This window comes from Nocardia sp. NPDC050175 (genome assembly GCF_044459885.1).
GTDB lineage: Bacteria > Actinomycetota > Actinomycetes > Mycobacteriales > Mycobacteriaceae > Nocardia.
The window spans coordinates 125,886-149,376 of the sequence record NZ_JBITJI010000019.1; the positions used below are offsets into that span (position 1 = coordinate 125,886).

The following is a 23,491-nucleotide window of genomic DNA, read 5'->3' on the forward strand; positions in this document are numbered from 1 at the left end:
ATCCCATGAAAACTCACGACTCAGGAGAATCATGCCCGACGCAATAGTCGCCGAGGGTCTGGTCAAACGATACGGCGATCTGGTCGCCCTCGACGGACTCGACCTCGCGGTCCCGGAGGGGACCGTCACCGCGCTGCTCGGCCCCAACGGCGCAGGTAAGACCACCACGGTCCGGGTGCTCAGCACCCTGCTCATCCCCGACTCCGGCCGCGCGACCGTCGCGGGCATCGACGTGCTGCGCGATCCGCGGACGCTGCGCTCCCGGATCGGCGCGTCCGGCCAATACGCCGCGGTGGACGAATACCTCACCGGCTTCGAGAATTTGGAAATGGTCGGGCGGCTATATCACATGGGTGTGCAACGCAGTAAAGAGCGAGCGCGCGAACTGCTCGACCGTTTCCGGCTCAGCGATGCCGCCGACCGTCCGGTGAAAACGTATTCCGGCGGTATGCGCAGGCGACTCGATCTGGCGGGCGCATTGGTGGCCAAACCGCCGGTGCTGTTCCTCGACGAGCCGACCACCGGCCTGGATCCGCGGGCCAGGCTCGACCTGTGGGATGTCATCGAGGAGTTGGTCGCCGGCGGCACCACGCTGCTGCTCACCACTCAGCACATGGACGAGGCCGATCGGCTGGCCGACGCGATCGCGGTGATCGACCACGGCAAGGTGATCGCGCGCGGCACCGCCGACGAGCTCAAGACCATGGTCGGCGGCGACCGGATCGAGCTCACCGTGGACCATGCCGACAACCTGGATACCGCGATGCGGGCGCTGAAAGGCCTGGCGGACGGTGAGATTCACGTCGAGCCGGGGCTGCGCCGGATCATCGTCCCGGTCTCGGACGGCTCGCAGGCGCTGGTCGCGGCGATCGGCAAGCTCGCCGAGCACGACGTGAAGATCCACGACGTCGGCCTGCGCCGGCCCTCGCTCGACGATGTGTTCCTCACCCTCACCGGGCACGAGGCGGAAGAACTGGTCAACGACAACGGCCGGGCCGCGGCGGACAAACTCGAAGCAGCGGAAGGGAAGTCCCGATGACCACGACGGCTCCGCGGCCCTCACTCGGCGACCGATTGTCGATGGTGGTCAGCGACAGCCTGACCATCGCGAAGCGCGGGGTCATCAAGATCAGGCGGGTGCCCGACGTACTGATCTTCTCGACGCTCTCGCCGATCATGTTCGTGTTGCTGTTCGCCTACATCTTCGGCGCGGCGATCGACGTGCCCGGCGTCTCCGGTGGGTATCGGGAATTCTTGATCGCCGGCATCTTCGCGCAGACCGTGGTGTTCGGTGCGTCGTTCACCGGTTCCGCGCTGGCCGAGGACATGCAGAAGGGCATCATCGATCGATTCCGCTCGCTGCCGATGGCGCCGTCCGCCGTGCTGATCGGCCGGACCCTCAGCGACGTGGTGATCAACGTGGTCAGCCTGACGGTGATGTCGCTGACCGGCCTGGTGGTCGGCTGGCGGATTCGCGGATCGTTCCTGGACGCGGTGCTGGCCTACGTGCTGCTCTTGCTGTTCGCCTACGCGGTGTCCTGGGTGATGGCCTTCGTCGGCCTGCTGGTCCGCGCGCCGGAGGTCTTCAACAACGCCAGCTTCATCGTGGTGTTCCCGCTGACGTTCATCGGCAACACCTTCGTGCCGAGCGAGAAGCTGCCGACGGTGCTCCGGGTGATCGCCGAATGGAACCCGGTCTCCGCGCTCACCCAGGCAACTCGCGACCTATTCGGCAACACCAGCGACCTGGCCCCGGAGCCCACCGCCTGGTCGCTGCTGCATCCCGAAGTGACCACACTGATCTGGGTGTTGGTGATCATGGTGATCTTCGTGCCACTGGCGGTCGGTCAGTACAAGAAAACCGTCAGCCGCTGAGCGGCAAAGGGGTACTGCCAAACCTGGGGTCAGGCCGCCCCTGCCGAGGCCGGCTCCCAGCTGAGGAATCAACGCCCGTCGCGACGGAAGAGACAAGCAGAGTCTCGGTGCACAGATCGTGTCAGTTATCTCCGTGGGCCATTCCGTGGGCTACGGGCGCGGGGGCAGAGCCGTTGCGGGAGTAGCCGATGCGCGGCGGCGCCGGGGCGGGCGCGGGCGGCTGCGGCCGCTTGCTGCGGATCAGCAGGGCCACGGCACTCGCCAGCGCGACGGCGGCCGCGACAATGAGCCGGTTACGAGTACGTGCGGATACATGTAGGGGCCCCAAGGTCATTGGCCCATGCTGGCACAACCGGGCCGTTCATGCAGTAGCGCCAGCTCAGCGGCGCGCTCGGCGTTCCGGATCCGCTACCCATCCGCTCAGGTCGAGCAGGGGCGGGTGACCGACAACTCAGCCTCGACGCGGCGGCGACCGCTTGCGTTCATCCGCGAATAACCCAGCGCGCGGACTCGGATCTCGGCCACCCGGCACAACCCGACACGGGCGGCAGCGGTCGGTGCGCTGAAGTTCCGAGGCGGCGAGACCGTAGCATTGCGGCGTGACCTCACCGAATCAGACCGCTGTGGCGACGCTCCACACGAATCGCGGCGACATCAAGATCTCGCTCTTCGGTAACCACGCGCCCAAGACGGTCCGTAACTTCATCGGCCTCGCCGACGGTTCGGCGCCGTACACCACCGCGAACGCGAGCGGCGGCAGCACCGGCCCGTTCTACGACGGCGCCGTGTTCCACCGCGTGATGGCCGGGTTCATGATTCAGGGCGGGGATCCCACCGGCACCGGGCGCGGCGGACCCGGCTACGAGTTCGGCGACGAGTTCCACCCGGAACTGCGCTTCGATCGCGGCTACCTGCTGGCGATGGCCAATGCGGGCCCGGCCACCAACGGCTCGCAGTTCTTCATCACCGTCGGTGCGCAGCCGCACCTCAACCGCAAGCACAGCATCTTCGGCGAGGTCGTCGATCCGGAGTCGCGCAAGGTCGTGGACGCGATCGCGACCACCGCCACCGATCGCAACGACCGTCCCTTGGAATCCGTCGAAATCACCAAGATCACGATCGAATGAGGTTATGACCGCTCAGCCGCCTGCGCAGACGTGCGTTCGCCATCCCCAACGTCCGACCGGCCTCGCGTGTACGCGCTGCGGACGGCCCGCCTGCCCGGAATGCCTGCGTCCCGCGGCGGTCGGCCAGCACTGTGTCGACTGCCTCCGGCAAGAGCAGCGTGACGTGGCACCGGTGCGCACCGTCGCGGGTGCGCCGGTGGCCAGGGCGTCGCTGCCGTACGCGACCTATGCGCTGATCGCGATCAACGTCGCGATCTACGCGATCACCGCCGCCCAGTCGAAGAGCCTGCTGGAGAACCGGACCTCGGCGCTGTTCCACGACTGGGTGCTCTATCCGCCGTTGGTCGCCGACGGCCAATGGTTCCGGCTGATCGGTTCCGGCTTCCTGCACTACGGTCCGATCCACCTGCTGCTCAACATGTTCGCGCTGTACATGATCGGCCGGGATACCGAGCTGGTGCTCGGGCGGCTGCGTTACCTCGCGGTCTATCTCGTGTCGCTGCTCGGTGGTTCCGCCGCGGTGATGGTGTTCTCGCAGGACACCGCGACCGCGGGTGCCTCGGGCGCGGTGTACGGCCTGTTCGGCGCGATCACCGTGATCCTGATCCGGCTGCGGCAGAACCCGAATCAGATGCTGATCCTGATCGGTATCAACGTCTTCATCAGCTTCTCGCTGCCGGGCATCTCGCTGTGGGGACACCTCGGCGGACTGGCCGCAGGCACGATCGCGACGTTGGGCATCCTGTTCCTGCCCGGCTGGCTGCGTGCGAAATCGCAACCGACAGCTCGCCTCATCGGCTGGGTCGCCGTCGTGGTGGTCGCGCTGGTGGCGGTCGGCGTGATCAGCGCTACCGCAATGTCGCTGGCCTGATTCGCGATTCGTGGCACGGCTTCACGTGAAACACGAGAAGTCGTGCCACGGGCGGCATCGGCCGCGCTTACTCGTGCCACCGTGCGCGATCGGTGCGCACACGAATTTACTGACAACTCCGTGGACCGCCGCAGCCGATGCGGCCTGTGCATAACTCTGCCCGGCGAGGGTCAGCGAGTGGTCTCGCCGGACAGCCGGAGGGTCTGCACGAGGGTGTCGTACACCTCGTCGGGCCGGGTGCCGAGATCCCAGCGACCGAAGATCAGCAGCCGTTCGGTGCCGTCATGATCGACGTCGATCTCCAGCATCGGCATCTTGCGACCGAGGCGGCGGTAGTCGACGACCCTGGCGCGGATGATCTGATCGCGGGCGTATTCGTCGGCGCCGAGCAGGTTGCGCACGACCAGGCGCGGGTCGGCGCCGGGGACCACCGTTAGCCGAGGCCGCTGCCGGAAACCTAGCCCGGCCAGCACCAATAGGCCCGCCGCCGCCAATCCGACGAGTAGCCGACTCGCGGCCTCGTTGGCCAGGATCGCGGCAACGGCCAGGATGATGCCGCCACCGGTGACCGCGATGAGTGCGGGCGCCGGGGTGGTCCAGGCGAGGCGCGGGGTGGCGTCGCGCGGGTCGGGATCGAACGGCTGGGGATCGGGAGAATCAGGTGTCACGCGTCACTTCCCCAATCGCTCCTCGAGTTGTCCACAGGTTCATCCACAGGTGTGCATGAATGACACGTCTGTAATCCAGATGTGGTGTCCGCGTTACCCGGAACAACCCAGATGTGGTGTCAACGCCACCGCATGGTCATGATCAGACCGACGACCATGAGGCCGAATCCGATCAGGAAGTTCCACGCGTTCAGGTCGCTCATCCAGCCGATGTGGTCGGCGGCGAGGTAGTAGACGAGCAGCCACGCCAGTCCGGCGAGCATGAACCCGAGCATGATGGTGACGTACCAGACCGGCGACGGCCCGACCTTCACCTTCACCGGCGTCCGGCTGGCAGGGTTGATCGTGTAGTCGGTCTTCTTCCGGACCTTCGACTTGGGCATGACGTCCTCGTATTTCGGCGTGCAGGTCGGTACCGGCGGGGCAGGCGCGTGTGGGTCGTGCGGAGCTCGCTCGCCACGGTGGACGAGGGCTCTGGCGCCCTCCGGTGTGCCTCTAGGCTATCCCAACTGGTATTGGATGCGACGCGGCGCCGTGCGGGGACGTAATCTCGGACCATGCGTGTTCTCGTCGTCGACAATTACGACAGCTTCGTGTTCAACCTGGTCCAGTACCTCGGTCAGCTTGGCGTCGAGGCCGTGGTCTGGCGCAACGACGACGCGAACCTGGCCGACGTGGACGCGGTCGTCGCCGAATTCGACGGCATCCTGATCAGCCCCGGCCCCGGCACCCCCGATCGCGCGGGCCGCAGCATCGACTTGGTGCTCGCCTGCGCCGCCCAGGCCGTCCCGCTGCTCGGCGTGTGCCTCGGCCATCAGGCCATCGGCGAAGCCTTCGGTGCCACCGTGACCCGCGCGCCCGAGCTGCTACACGGCAAGACCAGCTCGGTCTTCCACATCGGTGCGGGTGTGCTGGCCGGCCTGCCCGATCCGTTCACCGCCACGCGGTACCACTCGCTCACCGTCCTCGAGGACACCCTGCCCGAGGAGATCGAGGTGCTCGGCCGCACCGAGACCGGCATCGTGATGGCCATGCGCCACCGCACCCTGCCGATCCACGGCGTGCAGTTCCACCCCGAATCCGTATTGACCCAGGGCGGCCATCGGATGCTGGCCAACTGGCTCGGCATCTGCGGCGAACGCCCGGCCGAGGGCCTGGTGGAGATGCTGGAGGCGGAGGTCGCCGCGCTGGTGCTGCAGTGAGTGCCCGCCGGCAAGCGAACCAATGGCATCGCGCGCCTTCGGGTACGGCGGAGCCGGCGGTCGGCGAGGTGTGGCAGTGACTGCACCGCAGCGTGGCGAACTGCGCGGCGCAGCTGCGCGGAACCGTGATCAGCGAATTGTCGGCAGGGGTCGCCCAGGTGGCGCGAAGTTGCGCGCCGCTGGGACACAGCTGCGGATGAGCGCAGGCAGCGAGCCATCAGTGCAGGGCGGCGGCGCGACTGTGCGTGCGCGAGGGGGCGACACCGGCTCGCTAATGCGTAGCGAAGGCGAGTTCCAGCCCTGCGTGGCTACAAGCGGCCCGCAGGTATTCCGACGGGGCGCGCTCGGTGTCGATCTTATGAAGCCGCGCCCATGGCGAACGAGCCATCAACGCGTGGCCGTTGTGGGCGGTTGCGGCTGTGAGTAACAGCGAGCAAGGCGGCGATGTCGGCTCCCCGGAGCACGGCGTGACTCGTCCGCATGTGCTGCTGTCGGTCGCGGTGAGTGTCGACGGGTATATCGATGACGCGACCGGCGACCGGCTGCGACTGTCGGATGCGGCGGATTTCGATCGCGTCGATCAGGTGCGCGCGGATTCCGATGCGATCTTGATCGGGGCCGAGACACTGCGCCGCGACAACCCCCGGCTGCTGGTCGACAGTGCTGAGCGTCGGGCGGCGCGGATTGCCGCGGGTAAGCCGGAGTTTCCGCTGAAGATCACGGTGACGGCCGGCGGTGAGCTGGATCCGGAGCTGCGGTTCTGGCATCACGGCGGCGACAAGCTCGTCTATACGACCGACGCGGGCGCAAAGCGGCTCGCCGACAGCCTGTCCGGCCTCGCCGAAGTCGTCTCGCTCGGAACCGAACTCGACTTCGGCGTGCTGCTGGACGAGCTGGGCCGCCGCGGCATCGCGCGCCTCATGGTCGAGGGCGGCACCCGCATCCACACCGCCTTCCTGGCCGCCGACCTCGCGGACGAACTGCATCTGGCCGTCGCGCCCCTGCTGGTCGGCGACCCGGCAGCGCCCCGATTCCTCGATGCCGCAAGCTTTCCCGGTGCCCCGCACCGCCGCATGCAACTGGCCGACGTCAGTCAGGTCGGTGACATCGCTGTCCTGCACTACTTCCCGAAGTCAGCACGCATGACAGACCAGGACTTCATGCGACGCGCTATCGAACTCGCGCGACTCTGCCCACCGAGTGAGACAGCCTTCTCCGTCGGCGCGGTGATCGTGGCCGACGGTGTGGAGATCGCCACCGGATACTCGCGCGAGACCGACGCGAAGGTGCACGCCGAGGAGTCCGCGCTGAACAAGCTCGACGCGGACGATCCACGCCTCGCTCGGGCGACGATCTACACCACCCTCGAACCATGCTCGCAGCGCGCCACGGCGACCCGGCTGCCGTGCACCGACCGGATCCTGCGGGCGGGGATTCCCCGGGTGGTCCTCGCCTGGCGCGAGCCCGCGACCTTCGTGACCAACTGCGTCGGCGTGGAAAAGCTACGGGAGCAGGGCGTCGAGGTGGTCGAGCTGGCCGAGTTGGCGGCTGCGGCGATGGCGATGAACCGCCACCTCGAGCTGTCCTAGGGCCGACCGTAGAGCGCGGTGACGAACTCGCCGAGCTGGTTGTCGTCGAGGTGCCTGGCCAGGTCGGACTCGCTGATCATGCCGATGAGGCGCTTGTTGTCGATCACCGGCATCCGCTTGATCCGGTGCATCTCCATCGCGTCGAGTACATCCTCGACATCGGCATCGGCGTCGACCCAGCGCGGCGTCGACTCGCACAGCTCGGCGGCGCGCGTGGTGGCCGGGGAACGGCCCTGCGCAATGCATTTCACGACGATGTCCCGATCGGTGATGATCCCGCACATCCGATCGTTGTCGTCGGCGATGACGAGCGATCCCACGCCGAGTTCGGCCATCACCCTGGCCGCTTTCCCGACGGTCTCCTCCTTGGAGATCCACTGCGCACCGGGTTTCATGATGTCCCTGGCGGTTGTCATTAAGGCTTCCTCCTCGCTAGTCAGCACTGCTGATCCGGATGGAGCAAGCCCAATTCTGCCGCTAATCACACCGACCGGTCGGTGTTTTGAGCCAACTGATCTGGCAAGAACATGGGTAACTCACCGGGCACGGGCTACCGAAACCAACGACGCAACCGTCAGCCGCCAACGCCACTTCCGCCGCACCTAGATCTGGCCTGAATACGCGGAGAGGCGGGGGAGTCACGGCGGACCGAGGACGCCGACGCCGACGGCCACGGTCCCGTTCTTCGGGATCGAACCGCTGGCGGACGGCTGCTGACTGAGGATTCGGCCGACACTGCTGGTATCGAACGTGCCCTGCGGCGACTGGCTGATCTGGCTCTGCGTGCCGGTCCAACCCTCCGTGCGCAGCTTGTCCACCGCCTGCGCGACAGTGAGCCCGACCAGCGACGGCATCTTGATCTGGTCGCTGGACACCTGAACGGTGACCGTCGAGCCCTTCTCCGCGTTCATGCCGCCCGCAGGGCTGGTCGAGAGCACCTCGCCCTTGGGCCGGGACGACGGCACCTCTTGGATCTGGATCTTGAAGCCGGCGCTGTCCACCAGGTTCGGCTTGGCGACGTCGATGTCCTGCCCGATCACGTTCGGCACCCGGACCGACTCCGGACCGGAGCCGAGGGTGATCACAATGGCCTTGTCGACGTCGACCCTGGAGCCCGCCGACGGATCCTGTCCGATGACCTTGTCGGTGTCCTGCGTGCTGGACGGCTTCTTCTGCACCTGCTGATCGATCTTCAGGTTGCTGTTGCGCAACGCCACTTCGGCTTCCTGCTGGCTCATCCCGTCGAGCTTGGGCACCTGAACCTGCGCGGGACCGGTGGACACCTGCAGCGTGATGGTGCTGCCCTTGTCCTGTCGGGAACCGCCGAGCGGCGCGGTGGAGATGACCTTGCCGGTTTCGATCTTGCTGTCCGGCTTCTGCTGGATGGCGACCTTGAAGCCCGCCCGCTGCAACTCGTCCGTCGCCTGCTGCGACGTCTTGCCCGAAAGATCGGGCACGGCAACCTGATCCGGCTTGCTCCCGGGTCCGATCAGCACCCAGAACAGGGCGAGCAGCACGGCGACACCGGCGGCCGCGGCAATGCCGATGTAGAGGGTGCGGCGTGGGCCGCTGGTCTCCGGTGGGCCCTGCTCGGCGGTGTCGTCGTCGCGCTCGACGGTGCGGTAACTGCGCGGCGCTGGCTCGTTGGAGCCGAAGACGGTGGTGCGGTCCTCGTCCGTCATCACCATCGGGGCGATCGGCTTCTGGCCGCCGAGCACCCGGATCAGGTCGGCGCGCATCTCGGCCGCGCTCTGATAGCGGTTGGCCGGGTTCTTGCTCATCGCCTTGAGGATCACCGAGTCGAGCTCGCGCGGTATGCCGGGATGCACGTGCGACGGCAGCCGCGGATCCTCCCTGACGTGCTGGTAGGCCACCGCGACCGGCGAGTCACCGGTGAAAGGCGGCTCGCCGGTGAGGATTTCGAACAGCACACAGCCGACGGAGTACACGTCGGACCTGGCGTCGACCGTCTCGCCACGCGCCTGCTCGGGCGAAAGGTATTGCGCGGTACCGATCACCGCCGCGGTCTGCGTCATCGGGTTGGCGGCGTCGGCGATCGCGCGGGCGATGCCGAAGTCCATCACCTTCACCGCGCCGGCCCGGTTGATCATGATGTTGGCGGGCTTCATGTCGCGGTGCACGATCCCGGCCTTGTGGCTGAAATCCAGTGCGGCACAGACATCCGCGACGACTTCCATGGCCCGGCGGGGCGGCAGCGGACCCTGGCCGCGCACGATATCGCGCAGCGTGTCGCCCTCGACGTACTCCATCACGATGTAGGGCAACGGCCCGTCGTCGACCTTGGCCTCGCCGGTGTCGTACACCGCGACGATGGCCGGATGATTCAGCGCGGCGGCGTTCTGTGCCTCGCGCTTGAATCTCAGATAGAAGGTGGGATCGCGGGCCAGGTCGGCCCGCAGCACCTTGATCGCCACGTCCCGGCTGAGCCGCAGATCCCGCGCCTTGTGCACCTCGGACATGCCGCCGAACCCGATGATCTCGCCCAGCTCATAGCGGGAGGAGAGATTCTTCGGGGTCGTCATTGTTGTCCTTGCGAAGAGTTATTTGGCGCGCTCGGGGTGGCCGCGGGGTTCCGGGCACCGGGGTTCCCCGGAAATGGTATGTCGATGGTGGGGATTCGGGGCAGGGTGGTGGGCGGAGTCGTCGTCGGCTTCGTGGTCTTCGGCGGCGTCGTCGTGCTCGGCGGCGGTGTGGTCGTCGTCGGCTCTGGCGTCGTCGTTGTCGGTTCGGGCGTCGTGGTCGGCGCTTCGGTGGTGGTCACCACCGGCGGTGGAACAGGTTTGGGCGTCGTTACGCTGGTCACCGGCGGCGGGGGCGGTTTGGGCGCCGGCGTGGACGAGGTGGTAGGTGGGACCTTCGTATCGGGGTTCGTGTCGCCGCCGAACATCAGGTAGAGCACGGCCGCGAGCAGCAGCACCGCACCGGCGCCGAGCGCGACCATCCACTTCTGAGTTGTGGTGAAGCGCTGGCCATTACCCGGCGCCACCTGGTTTCCGCCGGTGCCGGAGTTGAGCATCGTCGCCGGAGCCCCGGCGCCGTTGGCGTAGCCCGCGGCGCCGAGTGCCGCGCCGGCGGGCGCGGCGTAGTGCACTGTCGCGCCGTCGAAATCCGTTGGCGTGGAAGGAATCGCGACGGTCGGTCCGGGCGGCAGCACCCGGGTGGCGCCGGTCATCGACAGCGACGGGTTGGCCCCGGTCGGCGTCGGTGGCCTGCGGCCCGCGCGCACGGCGGCCACCGCGTCGGCGAATTCGCCGCCGCGCGAGTAGCGCCCCTTCGGATCCTTGCCCATGGTGATTTCGATCAGCTCGCGCACGTTGGCGGGCAGATCGCCCGGCATCGGCGGCGGCGTCTCGCGGACATGCTTCATCGCGACGGTGATCGCGCCGTCGCCACTGAACGGCCGGGTACCGGCCAGCGCCTCGTAGCCGACCACGCCGAGCGAGTACACGTCGCTGGCGGCGGTGGCGTCCTCGCCGACCGCCTGCTCCGGCGCGATGTACTGCGCGGTGCCCATCACCATGCCGGTCTTGGTCACCGGCGAGGCGTCCACGGCCTTGGCGATGCCGAAGTCGGTGATCTTCACCTGACCGGTCGGCGTCACCAGGATGTTGCCCGGCTTCACGTCGCGGTGCACCACACCGGCCCGATGCGCCACGTCCAGCGCCCGGCCGGTCTGCTCGAGCATGTCGAGACCCTGGCCGACGGAGAGCCTGCCGAGCCGGTTCAGCACCGTGTTCAGCGGCTCGCCCTGGACCAGTTCCATGACCAGATAGGCGGTTTCGCTGCCCTGCGGGTCGGTGGTCTCGCCGTAGTCGTAGATCCCGGCGATCCCAGGGTGGTTCAGCTGGGCGGTGGTCCTGGCCTCGGTACGGAACCGATGCCGGAACGTCGGGTCGGCGGAGAACTCCGATTTGAGCACCTTGACGGCCACCCGGCGATCGAGCCGGGTGTCCAGCGCCTCCCAGACCTGGCCCATGCCGCCGGTTGCGATCAGGCGTTGCAGGCGGTAGCGGTCGGCGATCATCGCACCGTTGTTCAGCATCCCCGTACCTTCACTCGCACATCCATATCGTTCAGCCGCCTCGCAGACCGGCGTCCAAGACCGCACGCGCGATCGGCGCGGCCACCTTGCCGCCGGTCGCGCCGAGTGCCCGGTCGCCGCCGTTCTCCACGATCACCGCGATGGCGATCTTCGGATTCTGCGCGGGCGCGAAGGCGATGTACCAGGCGTGCGGAGGGGTATTGCGTGGATCGCTGCCGTGCTCGGCGGTGCCGGTCTTGGACGCGATCTGATAGCGGGCGGAGGACTGGCCACCGGTGGTGTTGTTCTCCGACGCGATCATCAGATTCGTCAGCTGTGACGCTACCTGGGCATTGAACGCTTGGCCGAGCGAGACCGGCTTGGTCTTGGACAATTCACTGAGGTCGGGCCCTTGCAGTTGGTCGATCAGGTGCGGCTCCATCCGGACGCCGCCGTTGGCCACGGTCGCCGCGATCACCGCGTTGTCCAGCGGAGTCAGCGCCACATCCCGCTGCCCGATGGCGCTCTGGGCCATCGCGGCGTTGTCCGGGATGGTGCCGACGGTGCTCTCCGCGACCGGAATCGGGATGGACCGGTTCTCGCCGATGCCGAACGCGGCGGCCTGGTCCTTCAGTTTCGCGGCGCCGACCTTGACGCCGAGTTCGGCGAACGCGGTGTTGCAGGAAAGACGGAACGCGTCGGTCAGCGAGGCGGTCTGGCCCGAGCCACAGGTGGAGCCGCCGTAGTTCTCCAGCGTGGTGCTGGTGCCCGGCAGCGTGATGTTCGGCGCCGCGGTGAATTGATCGTCCGGCGTCGCGATGTTGTTCGCCAGCGCGGCCGCGGTGAGCACCACCTTGAACGTGGAACCGGGCGGATAGGTCTGCGAGACAGCCCGATTCAGCATCGGCTGGCGCGGGTCCGCGTTCAGGTCCTCCCAGGTCTTGGTGCCGAGCGCGCCGTCATGACTGGACAGCTGGTTCGGGTCGTAGCTCGGGGTGGACACCATGGTGAGGATCCGGCCGGTGCTCGGCTCGATCGCGACCACCGAGCCGGTGAAGTGCTTGCTGGTCAGCTGGTCGTAGGCGACCTGCTGCATGGCCGGGTCGAGGGAGGTGAGCACGTTGCCGCCGCGCGGGTCGCGCCCGGACACCATGTCGATGAGCCGCTGCCCGAACAGATGGCTGTCGGAGCCGTTGAGCACCGAATCCTCGGCCCGCTCCAAACCCGTTGTGCGGTACTGCATCGAGTAGAAGCCGGTGGCGGGCGCGTAGGCCTCGGGGGAGCTCGGGTAGGTGCGCAGGTACTTGTAGCGGTCTTCGGTGGCGACCGAGTTGGCCAGCACGGTGCCGCCCGCGGAGATCTGGCCGCGCTGGCGGGAGTACTCGTCGAGCAGCACCCGGGAGTTGCGCGGGTCGGCGCGGTAGTCGTCGGCCTTGATCACCTGCACGTAGGTGGCGTTGAGCAGCAGCGCGACGATCATCACCATCACGGCGATGGCGACCCGGCGTAGCGGAGTGTTCACGTCACGGGCCCCGCTTCCGGTCGGCCCGCTTCGGGCTTGCGCAACAGCTCGGTGGTCATTTCCGCGATCGGCGCCGCAGGCACGGCCTTGCGGGCCGGTGCCGGCGCACGCGCCGCGTCCGAGACTTTGATCAGCAACGCGAGCAACGCGTAGTTGGCCAGCAGCGACGAACCACCGTAGGACATGAACGGCGTGGTGAGACCGGTCAGCGGGATCAGCTTGGTGACACCGCCGACCACGACGAACAGCTGGATCGCGACGGTGAACGCCAGGCCCGCCGCCAGCAGCTTGCCGAAGCTGTCCCGCACGGCGAGCGCGGTGCGCAGGCCGCGCACGATGAACACCAGGAACAGCACCAGCACCGCGGTGAGCCCGATCAGGCCGAGCTCCTCGCCGATCGTGGTGATGATGAAGTCGGTCTTGGCGAAGGGCACCTTGTTGGGCCTGCCGCCGCCGAGCCCGGTACCGGCCAGCCCGCCGGTGGCGAGCCCGAACAGCGACTGGGAGATCTGGTAGCCGGTGTTGTTGTAGTCGTCGAACGGGTGCAACCAGACCTGGGTGCGCACCTTGACGTGGCTGAAAGTCTGGTAGGCGAAGAAGAATCCGAGGGTGAGCAGCGCGCCGCCGATGATCAGCCAGCCCACCCGCTCGGTGGCGATGTAGAGCATCACCAGCACCGTGCTGAAGATCAACAGCGAGGTGCCGAGGTCCTTCTCGAAGACGAGCACGCCGACGCAGACGATCCAGACCACCACGATCGGGCCGAGGTCGCGCCCGCGCGGGAACTCCATGCCGAGCAGGTGCCGCCCGGCGGCGGTGAACAGGTCACGCTTGGCCACCAAGACCGAGGCGAAGAAGATGATCAGCAGGATCTTCGCGAATTCCGCGGGCTGGATGCTGAATCCGGTGATCTTGATCCAGTTCTTCGAGCCGTTGATCTCGGAGAATCGGGCGGGCAGGGCCGCGGGCAGGGCCAGCGCGAGCAACCCGACCAGGCCGAGGGTGTAGCCGTAGCGGGCCAGCGTCCGGTAATCCCGCAACACGATCAGCAGCACGACGAACACCACCATGCCGAGCGCGGTCCACAGGATCTGCTGGTTGGCGTCGGGGGAGGGCACCGGCAACGCGTTGTAGATCGCTTCCTGCTGATCGGCCAGGTCGAGCCGGTGGATCAGCACCAGCCCGAGTCCGTTGAGCACCGCGACGATCGGCAGCAACAGCGGATCGGCGAACGGCGCGAACCGGCGCACCGCGAGATGCGCCGCCCCGAACAAGGCGAGGAAGGCCAGCCCGTACTTGGCGATGTCCCAGGTGATCGACTGCTCTTGACTGGCCTCGACCAGGAACAGCGAGACCGTCGTGATCACCGCGGCACCGGCCAGCAACAGCAGTTCGATATTGCGTCGGGTACTCGGCGGTGGCGCGGGAGCGAAGCCGCCGGGAGGACTGGGAAAAGCCCCAGCGGACGGCGGTGCCGGCGCGGACATCAGTCCGTCACCCGGCAGTTCTCCCCCGCGATCTGGGGGTTCGGCGACGCGGACGACGACGGAACCGGGGCCTCCGACTTCGTCGGCGTCTTGATCTCGGTGCCCCGTGCGTCACCGGTGCCCGGCGCGGGCGGCGCCGGTTCGGGGGTCGGGGTGACCGCGGTACTCGGTGCGGGCGGGGCAGGCGGCGCGGGCGGTGACAACTCCGGGAACGGGATCGGGACCGGCGTCGGCAGGACGCCGGGCTGCGGCACCGACGTCTTCGCCGGGCACGGCGGCAGCAGTTCGCCCTGCGCGATGGAGCGCATCTGCTCCTTGGCCCGATCCAGCGAACCGGGCGGCAGGCCCTTGCCGACCTGCTCGCGTCCGGTCTGCTTGAGGTCGGTGACCTTCAGCTGCTTGCAGGACGACGGCATATCGGCGCCGGGGTCGACCAGGGAGAGCTCCCCGGTCTTGGTGACGCAGCCGACCAGATTCACGTCGTGGATCGAATACCCGAGCACCGAGCCGGGTAGCCCGCGCAGGATCACCACCGAGCCGTTGTCGGCCCCGACGTAGTAGTTGCTGCGAATCATCTTGTAGCCGACCAGCAGTCCGACCCCGACGGCGATCACCAGCGCGAACGCCAGCACGATCCAGCGCAGCTTGCGCGCCTTGCCCTTCGGTTCCGGCTCCGGTGCCGCGGCGGCCCGGCGCGGCGCGGCCCGCGGCGGCCGCATGGCTGCCGCGCGTCCGGCCGCGGTATTCGGCGGCGGCGTGTCCTCGTCCACCCCGGACGCGGCACCGGCCACGATCGGATGGCTCTGGCCGTAATCGAGATCGATGACATCGGCGACGACGACCGTGACATTGTCCGGACCGCCGCTGCGCAACGCGAGTTCGATGAGCCGGTCGGCGCATTCGTCGGTGCTGCCCTCGCGCATGGTGTTCGCGATGGTCTCATCGCTCACCACGTCGGACAGGCCGTCCGAGCACAGCAGATAACGATCCCCGGCCCGCGCCTCGCGCATGATCAGCGTCGGCTCGATCTCGTTGCCGGTGAGCGCGCGCATGATCAGCGAGCGCTGCGGGTGCGTATGCGCCTGCTCCGGCGTGATCCGGCCCTCGTCGACCAGTGACTGGACGAACGTGTCGTCCCTGGTGATCTGGGCCAGTTCGCCGCCGCGCAGCATGTACGCGCGGGAATCGCCGATATGCACCAGGCCGAGTTTCTTGCCTGCGAACAGGACGGCGGTGAGCGTGGTGCCCATCCCGTCGAGCTCGGGCTCCTCCTCGACCTGATCGGCGATGGCGGCATTGCCCTCCCTGGTCGCCGAATCGAGCTTGCCGAGCAGATCGTCGCCGGGCTCGTCGTCGTCCAGGTGGGCGAGGGCGGCGATCATCAACTGCGACGCCACCTCGCCCGCGGCATGGCCACCCATCCCGTCGGCGAGCGCTAGTAAGCGCGCACCCGCGTAGACAGAGTCTTCATTGTTGCCTCGGACAAGTCCGCGGTCGCTACGCGCTGCGTAGCGGAGAACGAGAGTCACGATCGCAGCTCGATCACTGTTTTGCCGACACGGACAGGAGTGCCGAGCGGAACCCGCACGGCAGTGGTGACTTTCGCGCGATCGAGGTAGGTGCCGTTCGTCGAGCCGAGATCTTCGACGTACCAATCATCGCCACGCGGGGACAATCGCGCATGTCTTGTCGAGGCGTAATCATCGGTGAGCACCAGCGTGGAGTCGTCCGCACGCCCGATCAGCACCGGTTGGGTGCCTAGCGAGATGCGGGTGCCGGCGAGTGAACCTTGAGTCACCACAAGAAATTTGGCGCCCTTCTGGCCCCGGCTGAAGGAGGGCAGCACCGCGGAACCGCGTGCGGCCCTGGGCTGTATCCGTATGCCGGATGCCGCGTAGATGTCGCTGCGCAAGGTGCGCAGCACCGCCCACACGAACAACCACAACAGCAGCAGGAACCCCGCACGGGTCAGTTGCAGTATCAGTCCCTGCACGGCGTTCCACCTCCTGTTCGACCGTGTATGTCGGTGCCGTAGGTGCGGTTCGACCACCCCCACCAGCATGCTGGTCTTGCCGACCCCGGTTCCGGTGCCGTGCGTGTGTTGGCAGCATCATAGGGCCGTAGGTCGAATTCGATCACGATACGACCGACGAATCCTTGATGGCCAAGTCGTGACCTGCATCGCGCAGCTTACGGGATCAGACGATACGGATCAGGATCTCGGAGTGCCCGGCGCGGATCACGTCCCCGTCAGCGAGCTGCCAGTCTTGCACGGGAGAACCGTTGACCAGCGTGCCGTTGGTGGAACCCAGATCGGAAAGCATCGCGGTCTGCCCGTCCCAGCGGACCTCGATGTGCCTGCGCGAGACGCCGGTATCGGGCAGCCGGAAATGCGCGTCCTGGCCGCGGCCGATGATGTTGCTGCCCTCACGCAACTGGTACGTGCGGCCGCTGCCGTCATCGAGCTGCAGAGTCGCCGAGTAGCCCGAGCCCGCCTGCGGGGCAGCCGGATACGCGGGCGCGGCGCCATAGCCCGGCTGCGCGCCGTACCCCGGCTGCTGCGAGTAGGCCTGGCCGTAACCACCCTGGTCATCCTGACCGTAGGCACCCGGCTCCGCGTAAGTCTGCTCGCCGTAACCGGGCTCCTGGTAGCCCTGCTGGCCGTACCCCGGCTGGGCATAGCCCTGGCCTTGCTGGCCGTAGGCCGGATCCGCGTACGCCTGATCGCCATAACCTTGCTGGGCGTAGCCCTGCTGCTGGCCGTAGCCCGGCTCCTGATAGCCCGGCTGGCCATAGGCGGCAGGCTCCTGGTACCCCGGCTGGCCGTAGGCGGGCTCCTGATAACCCGGCTGGCCGTAGGCGGGCTCCTGGTAGCCCTGCTGGCCGTAGCCGCGATCGGCATAGCCCTGCTGCTGGCCGTAGCCCGGCTCCTGATAGCCCGGCTGGCCGTACGCCTGGCCGCCCTGCTGGTAGTCGTAGCCGTTCTGGTACTCGCTGTAACCCTGCTGACCGTCGGGCGCCGCGCCACGCGCGTAATCCTCGCGGTACGCGCCGTTCTGCGCGCCGCCACGACCGGCAGGCGGTGGGGCGTACCCGCGGTTGCGTGGATCGGACTCCGCGGGCTCACGGCTCGGGTCGTAGCCTGAGTTCTGCGTCATGGGGCCAGCTCCTGGTTGCGGGTTTGCAGGTCGTTGTGGCGTGGGTCCAGGGCCTGGAGCTGGTGAAGCTCCGCGACCGACGTCCGGGTCGACCCGGCCGCTTGCCCTGAACTGTCCGGTGTGCAGCGTAGGGGATGCCTCGAACGCCACGTGTACTTCGCCGTAGGTCTGCCAGCCTTGCTCGCGGATGTAATCCTGCAGGTGTTTGGCGAACGCGCGGGTGGTGAGGTCGTGATCGGCGTCCAACTGCTGGTGATCGGAGGAATTGATAGTGATCACATAACTGTTGGGAGCCAACAGGTGTCCGCCGTCGAGCTCCTGGACATGATCGGCGGCCTCGCGTTGCAGCGCCGCCTCCACCTCCTGGGGCACGACGTTGCCACCGAACACCCTGGCGAACCCATCACCGACGGCGCCCTGGAGACGACGCTCGAACCGTGAAACGATGCCCATCTCGGCCTCCCTTCGGCGAGCGTCTCTTCAGCTGATTCGTAACAACGACACACGTGTATGGCGTGTCGCGTATCGAGCACGTTCATTGCATGATATCCACGATCGTCCACACCTGTAACTCTTGGCGAGATCAGCGGGTTCCCGCGCTTGTCCAGTCCCCGCGTCACAGGCCCACACGGGCGATTTCGTGCTGACGCGCGGTGCGTGATACTGTCTCCGAGTCGCTCGGGCGAGTGGCGGAATGGCAGACGCGCTGGCTTCAGGTGCCAGTGTCCTTCGGGACGTGGGGGTTCAAGTCCCCCTTCGCCCACCCTTCACTCGGGGAAGCCCATGCTCACACAGAGCGTGGGCTTTTCTCGTTTCGGTCGTTTGTTTTTGTGGGGCGCAGCCCCACACCCGCTCGGCGGGGCTTCGCCCCCCGAACCCCCTATGCCTGTGGAACCCCGTGTGTGGGTTGCGTGGTCGATGGCTGCCGTGTGGGTGGGTGGGGGGATGACGATCTCGCTTGGGTGTGCGTTCGGTGGTCTCGTGAGTTCCGTGGTTGCCGTATCGGTTACGGGAGTAGTGGGTGTCGCGGGGAGTGGTCGGGGGTGATTGGTTGCGTGTTTCTGTTTCAGGGGCAGGGGGACTCGTGGGTTGCTTCGTGACTGGGGTTGGTGGAGTTGATTTCTCGGGGGTGGGGGTGGGGGAGTTATATCCACAAGCTGTGTACAACTATCGATATCCACAAGGTGTGCATAGTGTGGAATCCGCCCAGTTGGGGTTTTTTTCGGGGATTTCGGAGTTGTGTACATTGCTGTTCTCAATTATTGAAACGGTGTTGATTCACGGGGGTGGGGGTGTTATCGGATCGGACATTTCGGGCCGGAGGGTGGGGTGGAAAGGTCTCGGGCGGAAGTTGATTGGGGTTGTGTCAGAAGGGGGTTGGGGGAGGTGGGGGAATTAGATTGGGTCTTCCTCGCGTTTCGCGTTGGATTATTCAAATGTTCATCTACGATTGCGGCGGCTCACACCGGAGTGGTCACTTCGCTAATACCTGCATTCGTCGGGGATTTGGTGCCGCTGCTCACGGTTACGGCTTGTCATGCACCTCTCCCTCAGCTGAAGGATCAGGTATGAACATGTTCAAAACACGGCACCGCCGATATGGGCGGGCAACGATGTTGGCCGCGGGTGCTGCGGCCGTGATTCAAGTGGCGGCTATCGGCTTTGCCTCGGCCTGCCCGTGCGCCTCGGATGACTATGTCCCGATTCAGCCCGCCCTGACGCCGCCGGCCATGCCCGCCGACGATCAGGTGTTTCTCAACCCGCCGCGCGAAGTGGTCGCGGCCAAGCAGCCGGGCGAGATCATTGCCGCCCGTGAAGTGCATCCCGCGTTCCAGTCGATCATTCAGCCCGACGTCGACGCCTGGCAGCTGTCGTACCGCTCGAACAACAGCCGGGACGAGCCGATCGCCGCGGTGACCACGGTGATGAAGCCGCGCGGTAAGGCCCCGACGAACCTGGTGTCGGTGCAGATCCCGGAGGACGCGGTCGCGGCACACTGCGCGCCGTCGTACACCAGCCAGATGCTGGCGCTGCCGCCGAACTACGTGGGCACGATGGGCCCCAACTTCATGCTCCCGATGGCCCTCTACGCGGTCACCAAGGGCTGGGGCGTCTCCATCCCCGACCACGAAGGCCTGCTCTCCGCCTTCGCCGCAGGCCCGCTGGGCGGCCGGATCACCCTCGATGGCATCCGGGCCGCGGAAAACTTCAAGCCGATGGAGCTGAAGCAAGGGCGCGACACGAAGGTCGGCCTGTGGGGTGACTCGGGTGGCTCCATGCCGACGATGCATGCCGCCGAACAGCGTGCCTCCTACGCGCCGGACGTCAACCTGGTCGGGACCGTTTCCGGCTCCACCGGGTCAGACCTGCGGGATCTGGTCGACTATCAGAACAACGGGGCCGTTGCCGGGACGGTGTTCGCGGGCATCATCGGCCTGAGTCGCGAGTACCCGGAACTGCAGACCTACATCGACCAGCACATGAACCCGCTGGGCCAGGGGCTGCGAAGCGTGCACAGCAACGTGTGTCAGGGTTGGTCGGTATTCAGCTTTCCTGCTCTGAACATCAAGGGACTGTTCGACACTCCGGACATGACGCGTGAGCCGATCCCGAGCAAAATCCTGGATCAGGTGAAGTTGGGAAATGCGACTCCGGACCGGCCGACTTATATCTTCCAGTCGATGGGTGACTGGATTATGCCGGCCTACGCGACCGACCGTCTGGTGGACACCTACTGCCAGAACGATGGGCCGATCACCTACCGGCGTATCCAAATCGGCGAGTCTTACTCGCAGGCCTTCTTGTCCGTGCCGGGAACGTATCAGTGGCTCCAGGAGCGGTTCGACGGCGTCCCGATCGGCAGCGGCTGCAATAGGCAAGATGTCGCGGCAATCGCCAAGGATGATTCCCCGGAGATGAACGAGTGGGTGTCGATCGTCGGTCCGGAGCTGACCGCGTCCGCTGCCAAGCCCGCCTAATTGCTCGACAGGTGAGGGTGGCGTAGTCGGTGCCAGGCTGACGAAGCCCGGCCAGGCGCCGTAATCCGCATTGCGAGCAATGCGGATACATCACCGAAAGAAGGCCCGGTCCATCAGGACCGGGCCTTCTCGCTATCTATCGGACTATGTCGATGTCGTGGAATCCGGTACCGGAGAAGTCAATACACAATGCGTGCCCCGATAGATGGTCGGCATGCAGCGATTGCAGTGGGTGCACAGCGACTCGGCCGCCGCGTCGGAACGCATGCGGTTCACCAATTCCGGATCGTGCAGCAGCGCACGCGCCATCGCGACGAACTCGAAACCGTGCGACATCGCGGTGTCGATCGCCGCGCGCGAGGCGATGCCGCCGAGCAGCACCAACGGGAGCGCGAGTTCGGCGCGGAAGCGCAACGCCTCCTCCAGCAGATAGGCCTCGTGATACGGGTAGGTGCGCAGGAATCGGCGGCCCGCCAGACGAATGCCCAGGCGCTGCGGCGTCGGGAACTGGTCGGCGAACTCGCGCAGCGGCACGTCGCCGCGGAACAGATACATCGGATTGCGCAGCGAGCTGCCGACGGTGAGTTCGAGCGCGTCGAGGTTGCCGTCCTGCGCGAGCCACCGTGCGACGGACAGGCTTTCGTCGCCGCCGAACCCGCCGCGCACGCCGTCGTCCATGTTGAACTTCGCCAGCACCGCGATCTCGCCGCCGACCTCCTGGCGCACCGCGTCCGCGGTCTGCCTGGCCAGCTTCGCGCGATTGACCAGGGTTTCGCCGTACTCGTCCGAGCGCTTGTTCAACGCTGGACTGAGGAACGAGCTGATCAGATAGTTGTGCCCGAAATGCAGTTCGACGGCGTCGAATCCGGATGCCACCGCCAATCGGGCGGCGCGGGCGTGGGCGGTGATGATCCGCCGGATGTCGGCCGCCGTCGCGGACTGGGTGAGCCGCAGGCTGATCGGGCTGAACTGCCTGCTCGGCGCGAGCGCGGGCGCGCGATTGGAGGCCGCGTTCGCGACGGGGCCGGCATGGCCCAGTTGCGCCGAGACCGCACCGCCTTCGCTGTGCACCGCGTCGGTGAGCCGCCGCAGGCCGGGCACGGCCTCGGGGCGCATCCAGATCTGATGCCGGTCGGTCCGGCCCTCGGGCGCGACCGCGCAGTAGGCGACGGTGGTCAGCCCGGCGCCGCCCGCCGCGACCCCGCGATGGAAGTCGATGAGCGCATCGGTGACCAGGGCGTCGGGCGTGCGCCCCTCGAACGTCGCGGCCTTGATGATGCGGTTGCGCAGCTGAACCGGCCCGAGCCTGGCCGGTTGGAACGCGTCGTTCGGCATCCGCTCACACTAGAACGTGTTTCAATTCCGCGTTCCCGAAATGAGCTGCCGGAAGTGGCTTGACTCACAATGAGAACCTGTTCTAATTCTTGGCATGCGCAGATATGACGGCCGCCGCGTGGTGGTGACGGGAGCAGGCTCCGGCATCGGACAGGGCATCGCCCTGCGGCTGCTGGACGAGGGGGCCCAGCTGGTCGCCGCCGATATCGACGAGCCGGGGCTGGCGGCCACGGCGGAGAAGGCGGGCGACGCCGCCGAGCGATTGCGGACGGTCGCGGTGAACGTGGCCGAGCCGGACTCGGTGCGCGCGGCGACCGCGACGGCACTCGACTTCCTCGGCGGGCTCGATGTGCTGGTGAACGGGGCGGGCATCCTGCGCCCGGCCCGCACGCACGAGATGCCCCTGGAAGCGTGGAACCAGGTGATCGGGGTGAACCTGACCGGAACCTTCCTGATGACGCAGGCCGCGCTGCCCGCGCTGGTGGAATCCGGGCACGGCGTCGTCGTGAACATCTCCTCGACCGCCGCGTTCAGCGCCGCCCCCTACCTCGCGGCCTATGCGGCCTCGAAGGGCGGCGTCAACGCCTTCACCCACGCGATCGCGTTGGAGTACGCCAAGCAGGGCCTGCGCGCGGTGAATATCGTGCCCGCGGGCATCACCAGCGGTATCACCACGAAATCGATCCGGGATCAGCCGGAAGGCTTCGATCCGAAGCTGTTCGCCCGGATGACCGGCTGGCTCAATGGCGGCGCGCTCGGTAGTCCGGAGGACATCGCGGGTGTGGTCGCGATGGTCGCCTCGGACGACGGCCGCTACATGACCGGTACCGAGATCCGGATCGACGGCGGCGCGTTGATGTAGTCACCTAGGCGTGGCGACCAGCAGGTGGTGCGGGATCGGTGGATTCGGGAGCTGCTCGTGGGTCACGGCGCAGCCCGATTTCTCCAGTGCGGCAAGGACGTCGGCGACCGGGCGCAGCGTGAAGCCGTAGGGCGTGAAGGGCAGCTTCGCCATGGTGTCCGGGTCGCCGATGCCGATCACCACCCGGCCGCCGGGCCGGACCACGCGGGCCAGCTCGGCGCAGACCGCGTCCAGATCGGGCACGAAGTAGAGGGTGTTGACCGTGATCGCGGCGTCCAGGCTGTCGTCGGCGAGCGGCAACGCGGTGAGCGAGCCTTCGGCGAGTCGCAGTCGGCCCGAGTCGATTTCGCGCGGGTAGCCGGAGCGGGCGCGGGCGAGCATGTCGGGCGAGAGTTCGATGCCGTGCACGACGCCGCCGGTGCCGACGCGTGCGAGCAGCAGGGAAAGTCCTGCGCCGCCGCCGAATCCGAGGTCGGCGGCGGTCTGGCCCGCGGTGATCTCGGCGGCCGCCACCGCGGCCTCGATGGCACGCTTGTTGCCGCGGTTGAGCATGAACGCAACGCCCTTACCGAGCACGCCGTGTGGATTGCCGAGCTGACCGGCCAGGGTGGACAACAAGCGGGCGCGCACACCGTTCATGGCGTCATCGTAGGCACACCGCCGCCCTCGCTGCCGTCGATCGCCTCCCGGCTACCGAGCCGACCGGAATTTGGATCACCAACGTTTCGAATACTGTGCCGATGGCGTTCGTTTCGGTTCGATCGAATGCTGTGTT

At 67.1% G+C, this 23,491-nt stretch carries 21 protein-coding genes and 1 tRNA gene; 9 read left to right on the forward strand and 13 right to left on the reverse strand.

The features are described 5' to 3' along the window. The first annotated feature begins 31 nt into the window (after positions 1-31). Entirely contained in the window at positions 32-1,039 is a 1,008-nt protein-coding gene (locus ACIBK2_RS42040) for an ATP-binding cassette domain-containing protein (protein WP_396976153.1), read from the forward strand. Beyond that, complete coding sequence (locus ACIBK2_RS42045; protein WP_396976155.1) at positions 1,036-1,875, forward strand: ABC transporter permease; 840 nt, start codon at positions 1,036-1,038, stop codon at positions 1,873-1,875. The genes ACIBK2_RS42040 and ACIBK2_RS42045 overlap by 4 nt, the downstream gene beginning before the upstream one ends. Before the next feature lie 121 nt (positions 1,876-1,996). On the opposite strand, the gene ACIBK2_RS42050 is transcribed toward ACIBK2_RS42045, so the two are convergent. Beyond that, entirely contained in the window at positions 1,997-2,209 is a 213-nt protein-coding gene (locus ACIBK2_RS42050) for a hypothetical protein (RefSeq protein ID WP_396976157.1), read from the reverse strand. A 265-nt stretch (positions 2,210-2,474) separates the two neighbouring features. Here ACIBK2_RS42050 and ACIBK2_RS42055 point away from each other — a divergent pair, with 265 nt between their 5' ends. Together ACIBK2_RS42055 and ACIBK2_RS42060 are read left to right on the forward strand one after the other, a co-directional pair. Further along, positions 2,475-3,002, forward strand: a complete 528-nt coding sequence (locus tag ACIBK2_RS42055; RefSeq protein ID WP_375907562.1) for a peptidylprolyl isomerase — start codon at positions 2,475-2,477, stop codon at positions 3,000-3,002. 4 nt (positions 3,003-3,006) lie between these two features. Continuing rightward, complete coding sequence (locus ACIBK2_RS42060) at positions 3,007-3,873, forward strand: rhomboid family intramembrane serine protease (RefSeq protein WP_396976160.1); 867 nt, start codon at positions 3,007-3,009, stop codon at positions 3,871-3,873. Positions 3,874-4,043: 170 nt separating this feature from the next. Here ACIBK2_RS42060 and ACIBK2_RS42065 read toward each other — a convergent pair whose 3' ends face one another. Both ACIBK2_RS42065 and crgA read right to left on the reverse strand, forming a co-directional pair. Beyond that, positions 4,044-4,541: a PH domain-containing protein gene (locus ACIBK2_RS42065; protein ID WP_396976162.1), complete on the reverse strand. Its 498-nt coding sequence runs from the start codon at positions 4,539-4,541 to the stop codon at positions 4,044-4,046. Positions 4,542-4,660: 119 nt separating this feature from the next. Beyond that, complete coding sequence (crgA, locus tag ACIBK2_RS42070) at positions 4,661-4,924, reverse strand: cell division protein CrgA (protein ID WP_357380114.1); 264 nt, start codon at positions 4,922-4,924, stop codon at positions 4,661-4,663. A gap of 174 nt (positions 4,925-5,098) precedes the next feature. On the opposite strand from crgA, the gene ACIBK2_RS42075 reads away from it, so the two are divergent. Continuing rightward, the gene (locus ACIBK2_RS42075; protein ID WP_396976165.1) at positions 5,099-5,743 is read left to right on the forward strand and encodes an aminodeoxychorismate/anthranilate synthase component II; all 645 of its coding nucleotides are present in this window, start codon (positions 5,099-5,101) and stop codon (positions 5,741-5,743) included. A gap of 419 nt (positions 5,744-6,162) precedes the next feature. Beyond that, the gene (locus ACIBK2_RS42080; protein ID WP_396976167.1) at positions 6,163-7,332 is read left to right on the forward strand and encodes a dihydrofolate reductase family protein; all 1,170 of its coding nucleotides are present in this window, start codon (positions 6,163-6,165) and stop codon (positions 7,330-7,332) included. Here ACIBK2_RS42080 and ACIBK2_RS42085 read toward each other — a convergent pair. The 8 genes from ACIBK2_RS42085 to ACIBK2_RS42120 form a co-directional block, all read right to left on the reverse strand. Continuing rightward, positions 7,329-7,748 (reverse strand): CBS domain-containing protein, encoded by a 420-nt coding sequence (locus ACIBK2_RS42085; RefSeq protein ID WP_396976169.1) that lies wholly within the window; start codon positions 7,746-7,748, stop codon positions 7,329-7,331. The two genes, ACIBK2_RS42080 and ACIBK2_RS42085, sit on opposite strands and share 4 nt — an antisense overlap. A 222-nt stretch (positions 7,749-7,970) precedes the next feature. After that, a complete protein-coding gene (gene pknB, locus ACIBK2_RS42090; protein WP_396976171.1) occupies positions 7,971-9,875 on the reverse strand; it encodes a Stk1 family PASTA domain-containing Ser/Thr kinase in 1,905 nt (634 codons plus the stop codon). Then, positions 9,872-11,395 carry a serine/threonine-protein kinase gene (locus ACIBK2_RS42095; protein WP_396976173.1) on the reverse strand — a complete coding sequence of 508 codons (1,524 nt, stop codon included), beginning with the start codon at positions 11,393-11,395 and terminating at the stop codon, positions 9,872-9,874. Before ACIBK2_RS42095 ends, pknB begins: the two co-directional genes overlap by 4 nt. A 31-nt stretch (positions 11,396-11,426) precedes the next feature. Beyond that, entirely contained in the window at positions 11,427-12,896 is a 1,470-nt protein-coding gene (locus tag ACIBK2_RS42100) for a peptidoglycan D,D-transpeptidase FtsI family protein (RefSeq protein ID WP_396976175.1), read from the reverse strand. Continuing rightward, a complete protein-coding gene (locus ACIBK2_RS42105; protein WP_396976177.1) occupies positions 12,893-14,383 on the reverse strand; it encodes an FtsW/RodA/SpoVE family cell cycle protein in 1,491 nt (496 codons plus the stop codon). The genes ACIBK2_RS42100 and ACIBK2_RS42105 overlap by 4 nt, the downstream gene beginning before the upstream one ends. Continuing rightward, positions 14,383-15,912, reverse strand: coding sequence for a PP2C family protein-serine/threonine phosphatase (locus ACIBK2_RS42110; protein ID WP_396976179.1), 1,530 nt, complete (start codon positions 15,910-15,912; stop codon positions 14,383-14,385). The genes ACIBK2_RS42105 and ACIBK2_RS42110 overlap by 1 nt, the downstream gene beginning before the upstream one ends. Further along, positions 15,909-16,376 (reverse strand): FHA domain-containing protein, encoded by a 468-nt coding sequence (locus ACIBK2_RS42115; RefSeq protein WP_014980860.1) that lies wholly within the window; start codon positions 16,374-16,376, stop codon positions 15,909-15,911. Before ACIBK2_RS42115 ends, ACIBK2_RS42110 begins: the two co-directional genes overlap by 4 nt. Positions 16,377-16,581: 205 nt before the next feature. Then, complete coding sequence (locus ACIBK2_RS42120) at positions 16,582-17,994, reverse strand: FhaA domain-containing protein (protein ID WP_396976181.1); 1,413 nt, start codon at positions 17,992-17,994, stop codon at positions 16,582-16,584. Between the two features lie 227 nt (positions 17,995-18,221). On the opposite strand from ACIBK2_RS42120, the gene ACIBK2_RS42125 reads away from it, so the two are divergent. Next, positions 18,222-18,304: transfer RNA gene (locus tag ACIBK2_RS42125), tRNA-Leu, on the forward strand. A gap of 805 nt (positions 18,305-19,109) precedes the next feature. Beyond that, positions 19,110-20,519, forward strand: a complete 1,410-nt coding sequence (locus ACIBK2_RS42130; protein ID WP_396976183.1) for a lipase family protein — start codon at positions 19,110-19,112, stop codon at positions 20,517-20,519. 144 nt (positions 20,520-20,663) lie between these two features. Here the strand turns inward: ACIBK2_RS42130 and ACIBK2_RS42135 are convergent, their stop codons facing one another. Then, the gene (locus ACIBK2_RS42135; RefSeq protein WP_396976185.1) at positions 20,664-21,854 is read right to left on the reverse strand and encodes an NADH:flavin oxidoreductase; all 1,191 of its coding nucleotides are present in this window, start codon (positions 21,852-21,854) and stop codon (positions 20,664-20,666) included. A gap of 94 nt (positions 21,855-21,948) precedes the next feature. Between ACIBK2_RS42135 and ACIBK2_RS42140 the strand changes: the two genes are divergently transcribed. Beyond that, positions 21,949-22,716: an SDR family NAD(P)-dependent oxidoreductase gene (locus ACIBK2_RS42140; protein WP_396976187.1), complete on the forward strand. Its 768-nt coding sequence runs from the start codon at positions 21,949-21,951 to the stop codon at positions 22,714-22,716. Here the strand turns inward: ACIBK2_RS42140 and ACIBK2_RS42145 are convergent, their stop codons facing one another. After that, complete coding sequence (locus ACIBK2_RS42145; protein WP_396976190.1) at positions 22,717-23,355, reverse strand: class I SAM-dependent methyltransferase; 639 nt, start codon at positions 23,353-23,355, stop codon at positions 22,717-22,719. It lies immediately after the preceding gene. Positions 23,356-23,491 lie beyond the last annotated feature (136 nt).

Bases quoted from the DNA above. Each gene is read 5' to 3' on its own strand.
- ACIBK2_RS42040 (WP_396976153.1), top strand. From the start codon at position 32: ATGCCCGACGCAATAGTCGCCGAGGGTCTGGTCAAACGATACGGCGAT.
- ACIBK2_RS42045 (WP_396976155.1), top strand. From the start codon at position 1,036: ATGACCACGACGGCTCCGCGGCCCTCACTCGGCGACCGATTGTCGATG.
- ACIBK2_RS42050 (WP_396976157.1), bottom strand. From the start codon at position 2,209: ATGACCTTGGGGCCCCTACATGTATCCGCACGTACTCGTAACCGGCTC.
- ACIBK2_RS42060 (WP_396976160.1), top strand. From the start codon at position 3,007: ATGACCGCTCAGCCGCCTGCGCAGACGTGCGTTCGCCATCCCCAACGT.
- crgA (WP_357380114.1), bottom strand. From the start codon at position 4,924: ATGCCCAAGTCGAAGGTCCGGAAGAAGACCGACTACACGATCAACCCT.
- ACIBK2_RS42075 (WP_396976165.1), top strand. From the start codon at position 5,099: ATGCGTGTTCTCGTCGTCGACAATTACGACAGCTTCGTGTTCAACCTG.
- ACIBK2_RS42085 (WP_396976169.1), bottom strand. From the start codon at position 7,748: ATGACAACCGCCAGGGACATCATGAAACCCGGTGCGCAGTGGATCTCC.
- pknB (WP_396976171.1), bottom strand. From the start codon at position 9,875: ATGACGACCCCGAAGAATCTCTCCTCCCGCTATGAGCTGGGCGAGATC.
- ACIBK2_RS42095 (WP_396976173.1), bottom strand. From the start codon at position 11,395: ATGCTGAACAACGGTGCGATGATCGCCGACCGCTACCGCCTGCAACGC.
- ACIBK2_RS42105 (WP_396976177.1), bottom strand. From the start codon at position 14,383: ATGTCCGCGCCGGCACCGCCGTCCGCTGGGGCTTTTCCCAGTCCTCCC.
- ACIBK2_RS42120 (WP_396976181.1), bottom strand. From the start codon at position 17,994: ATGGGCATCGTTTCACGGTTCGAGCGTCGTCTCCAGGGCGCCGTCGGT.
- ACIBK2_RS42130 (WP_396976183.1), top strand. From the start codon at position 19,110: ATGAACATGTTCAAAACACGGCACCGCCGATATGGGCGGGCAACGATG.
- ACIBK2_RS42135 (WP_396976185.1), bottom strand. From the start codon at position 21,854: ATGCCGAACGACGCGTTCCAACCGGCCAGGCTCGGGCCGGTTCAGCTG.
- ACIBK2_RS42140 (WP_396976187.1), top strand. From the start codon at position 21,949: ATGCGCAGATATGACGGCCGCCGCGTGGTGGTGACGGGAGCAGGCTCC.
- ACIBK2_RS42145 (WP_396976190.1), bottom strand. From the start codon at position 23,355: ATGAACGGTGTGCGCGCCCGCTTGTTGTCCACCCTGGCCGGTCAGCTC.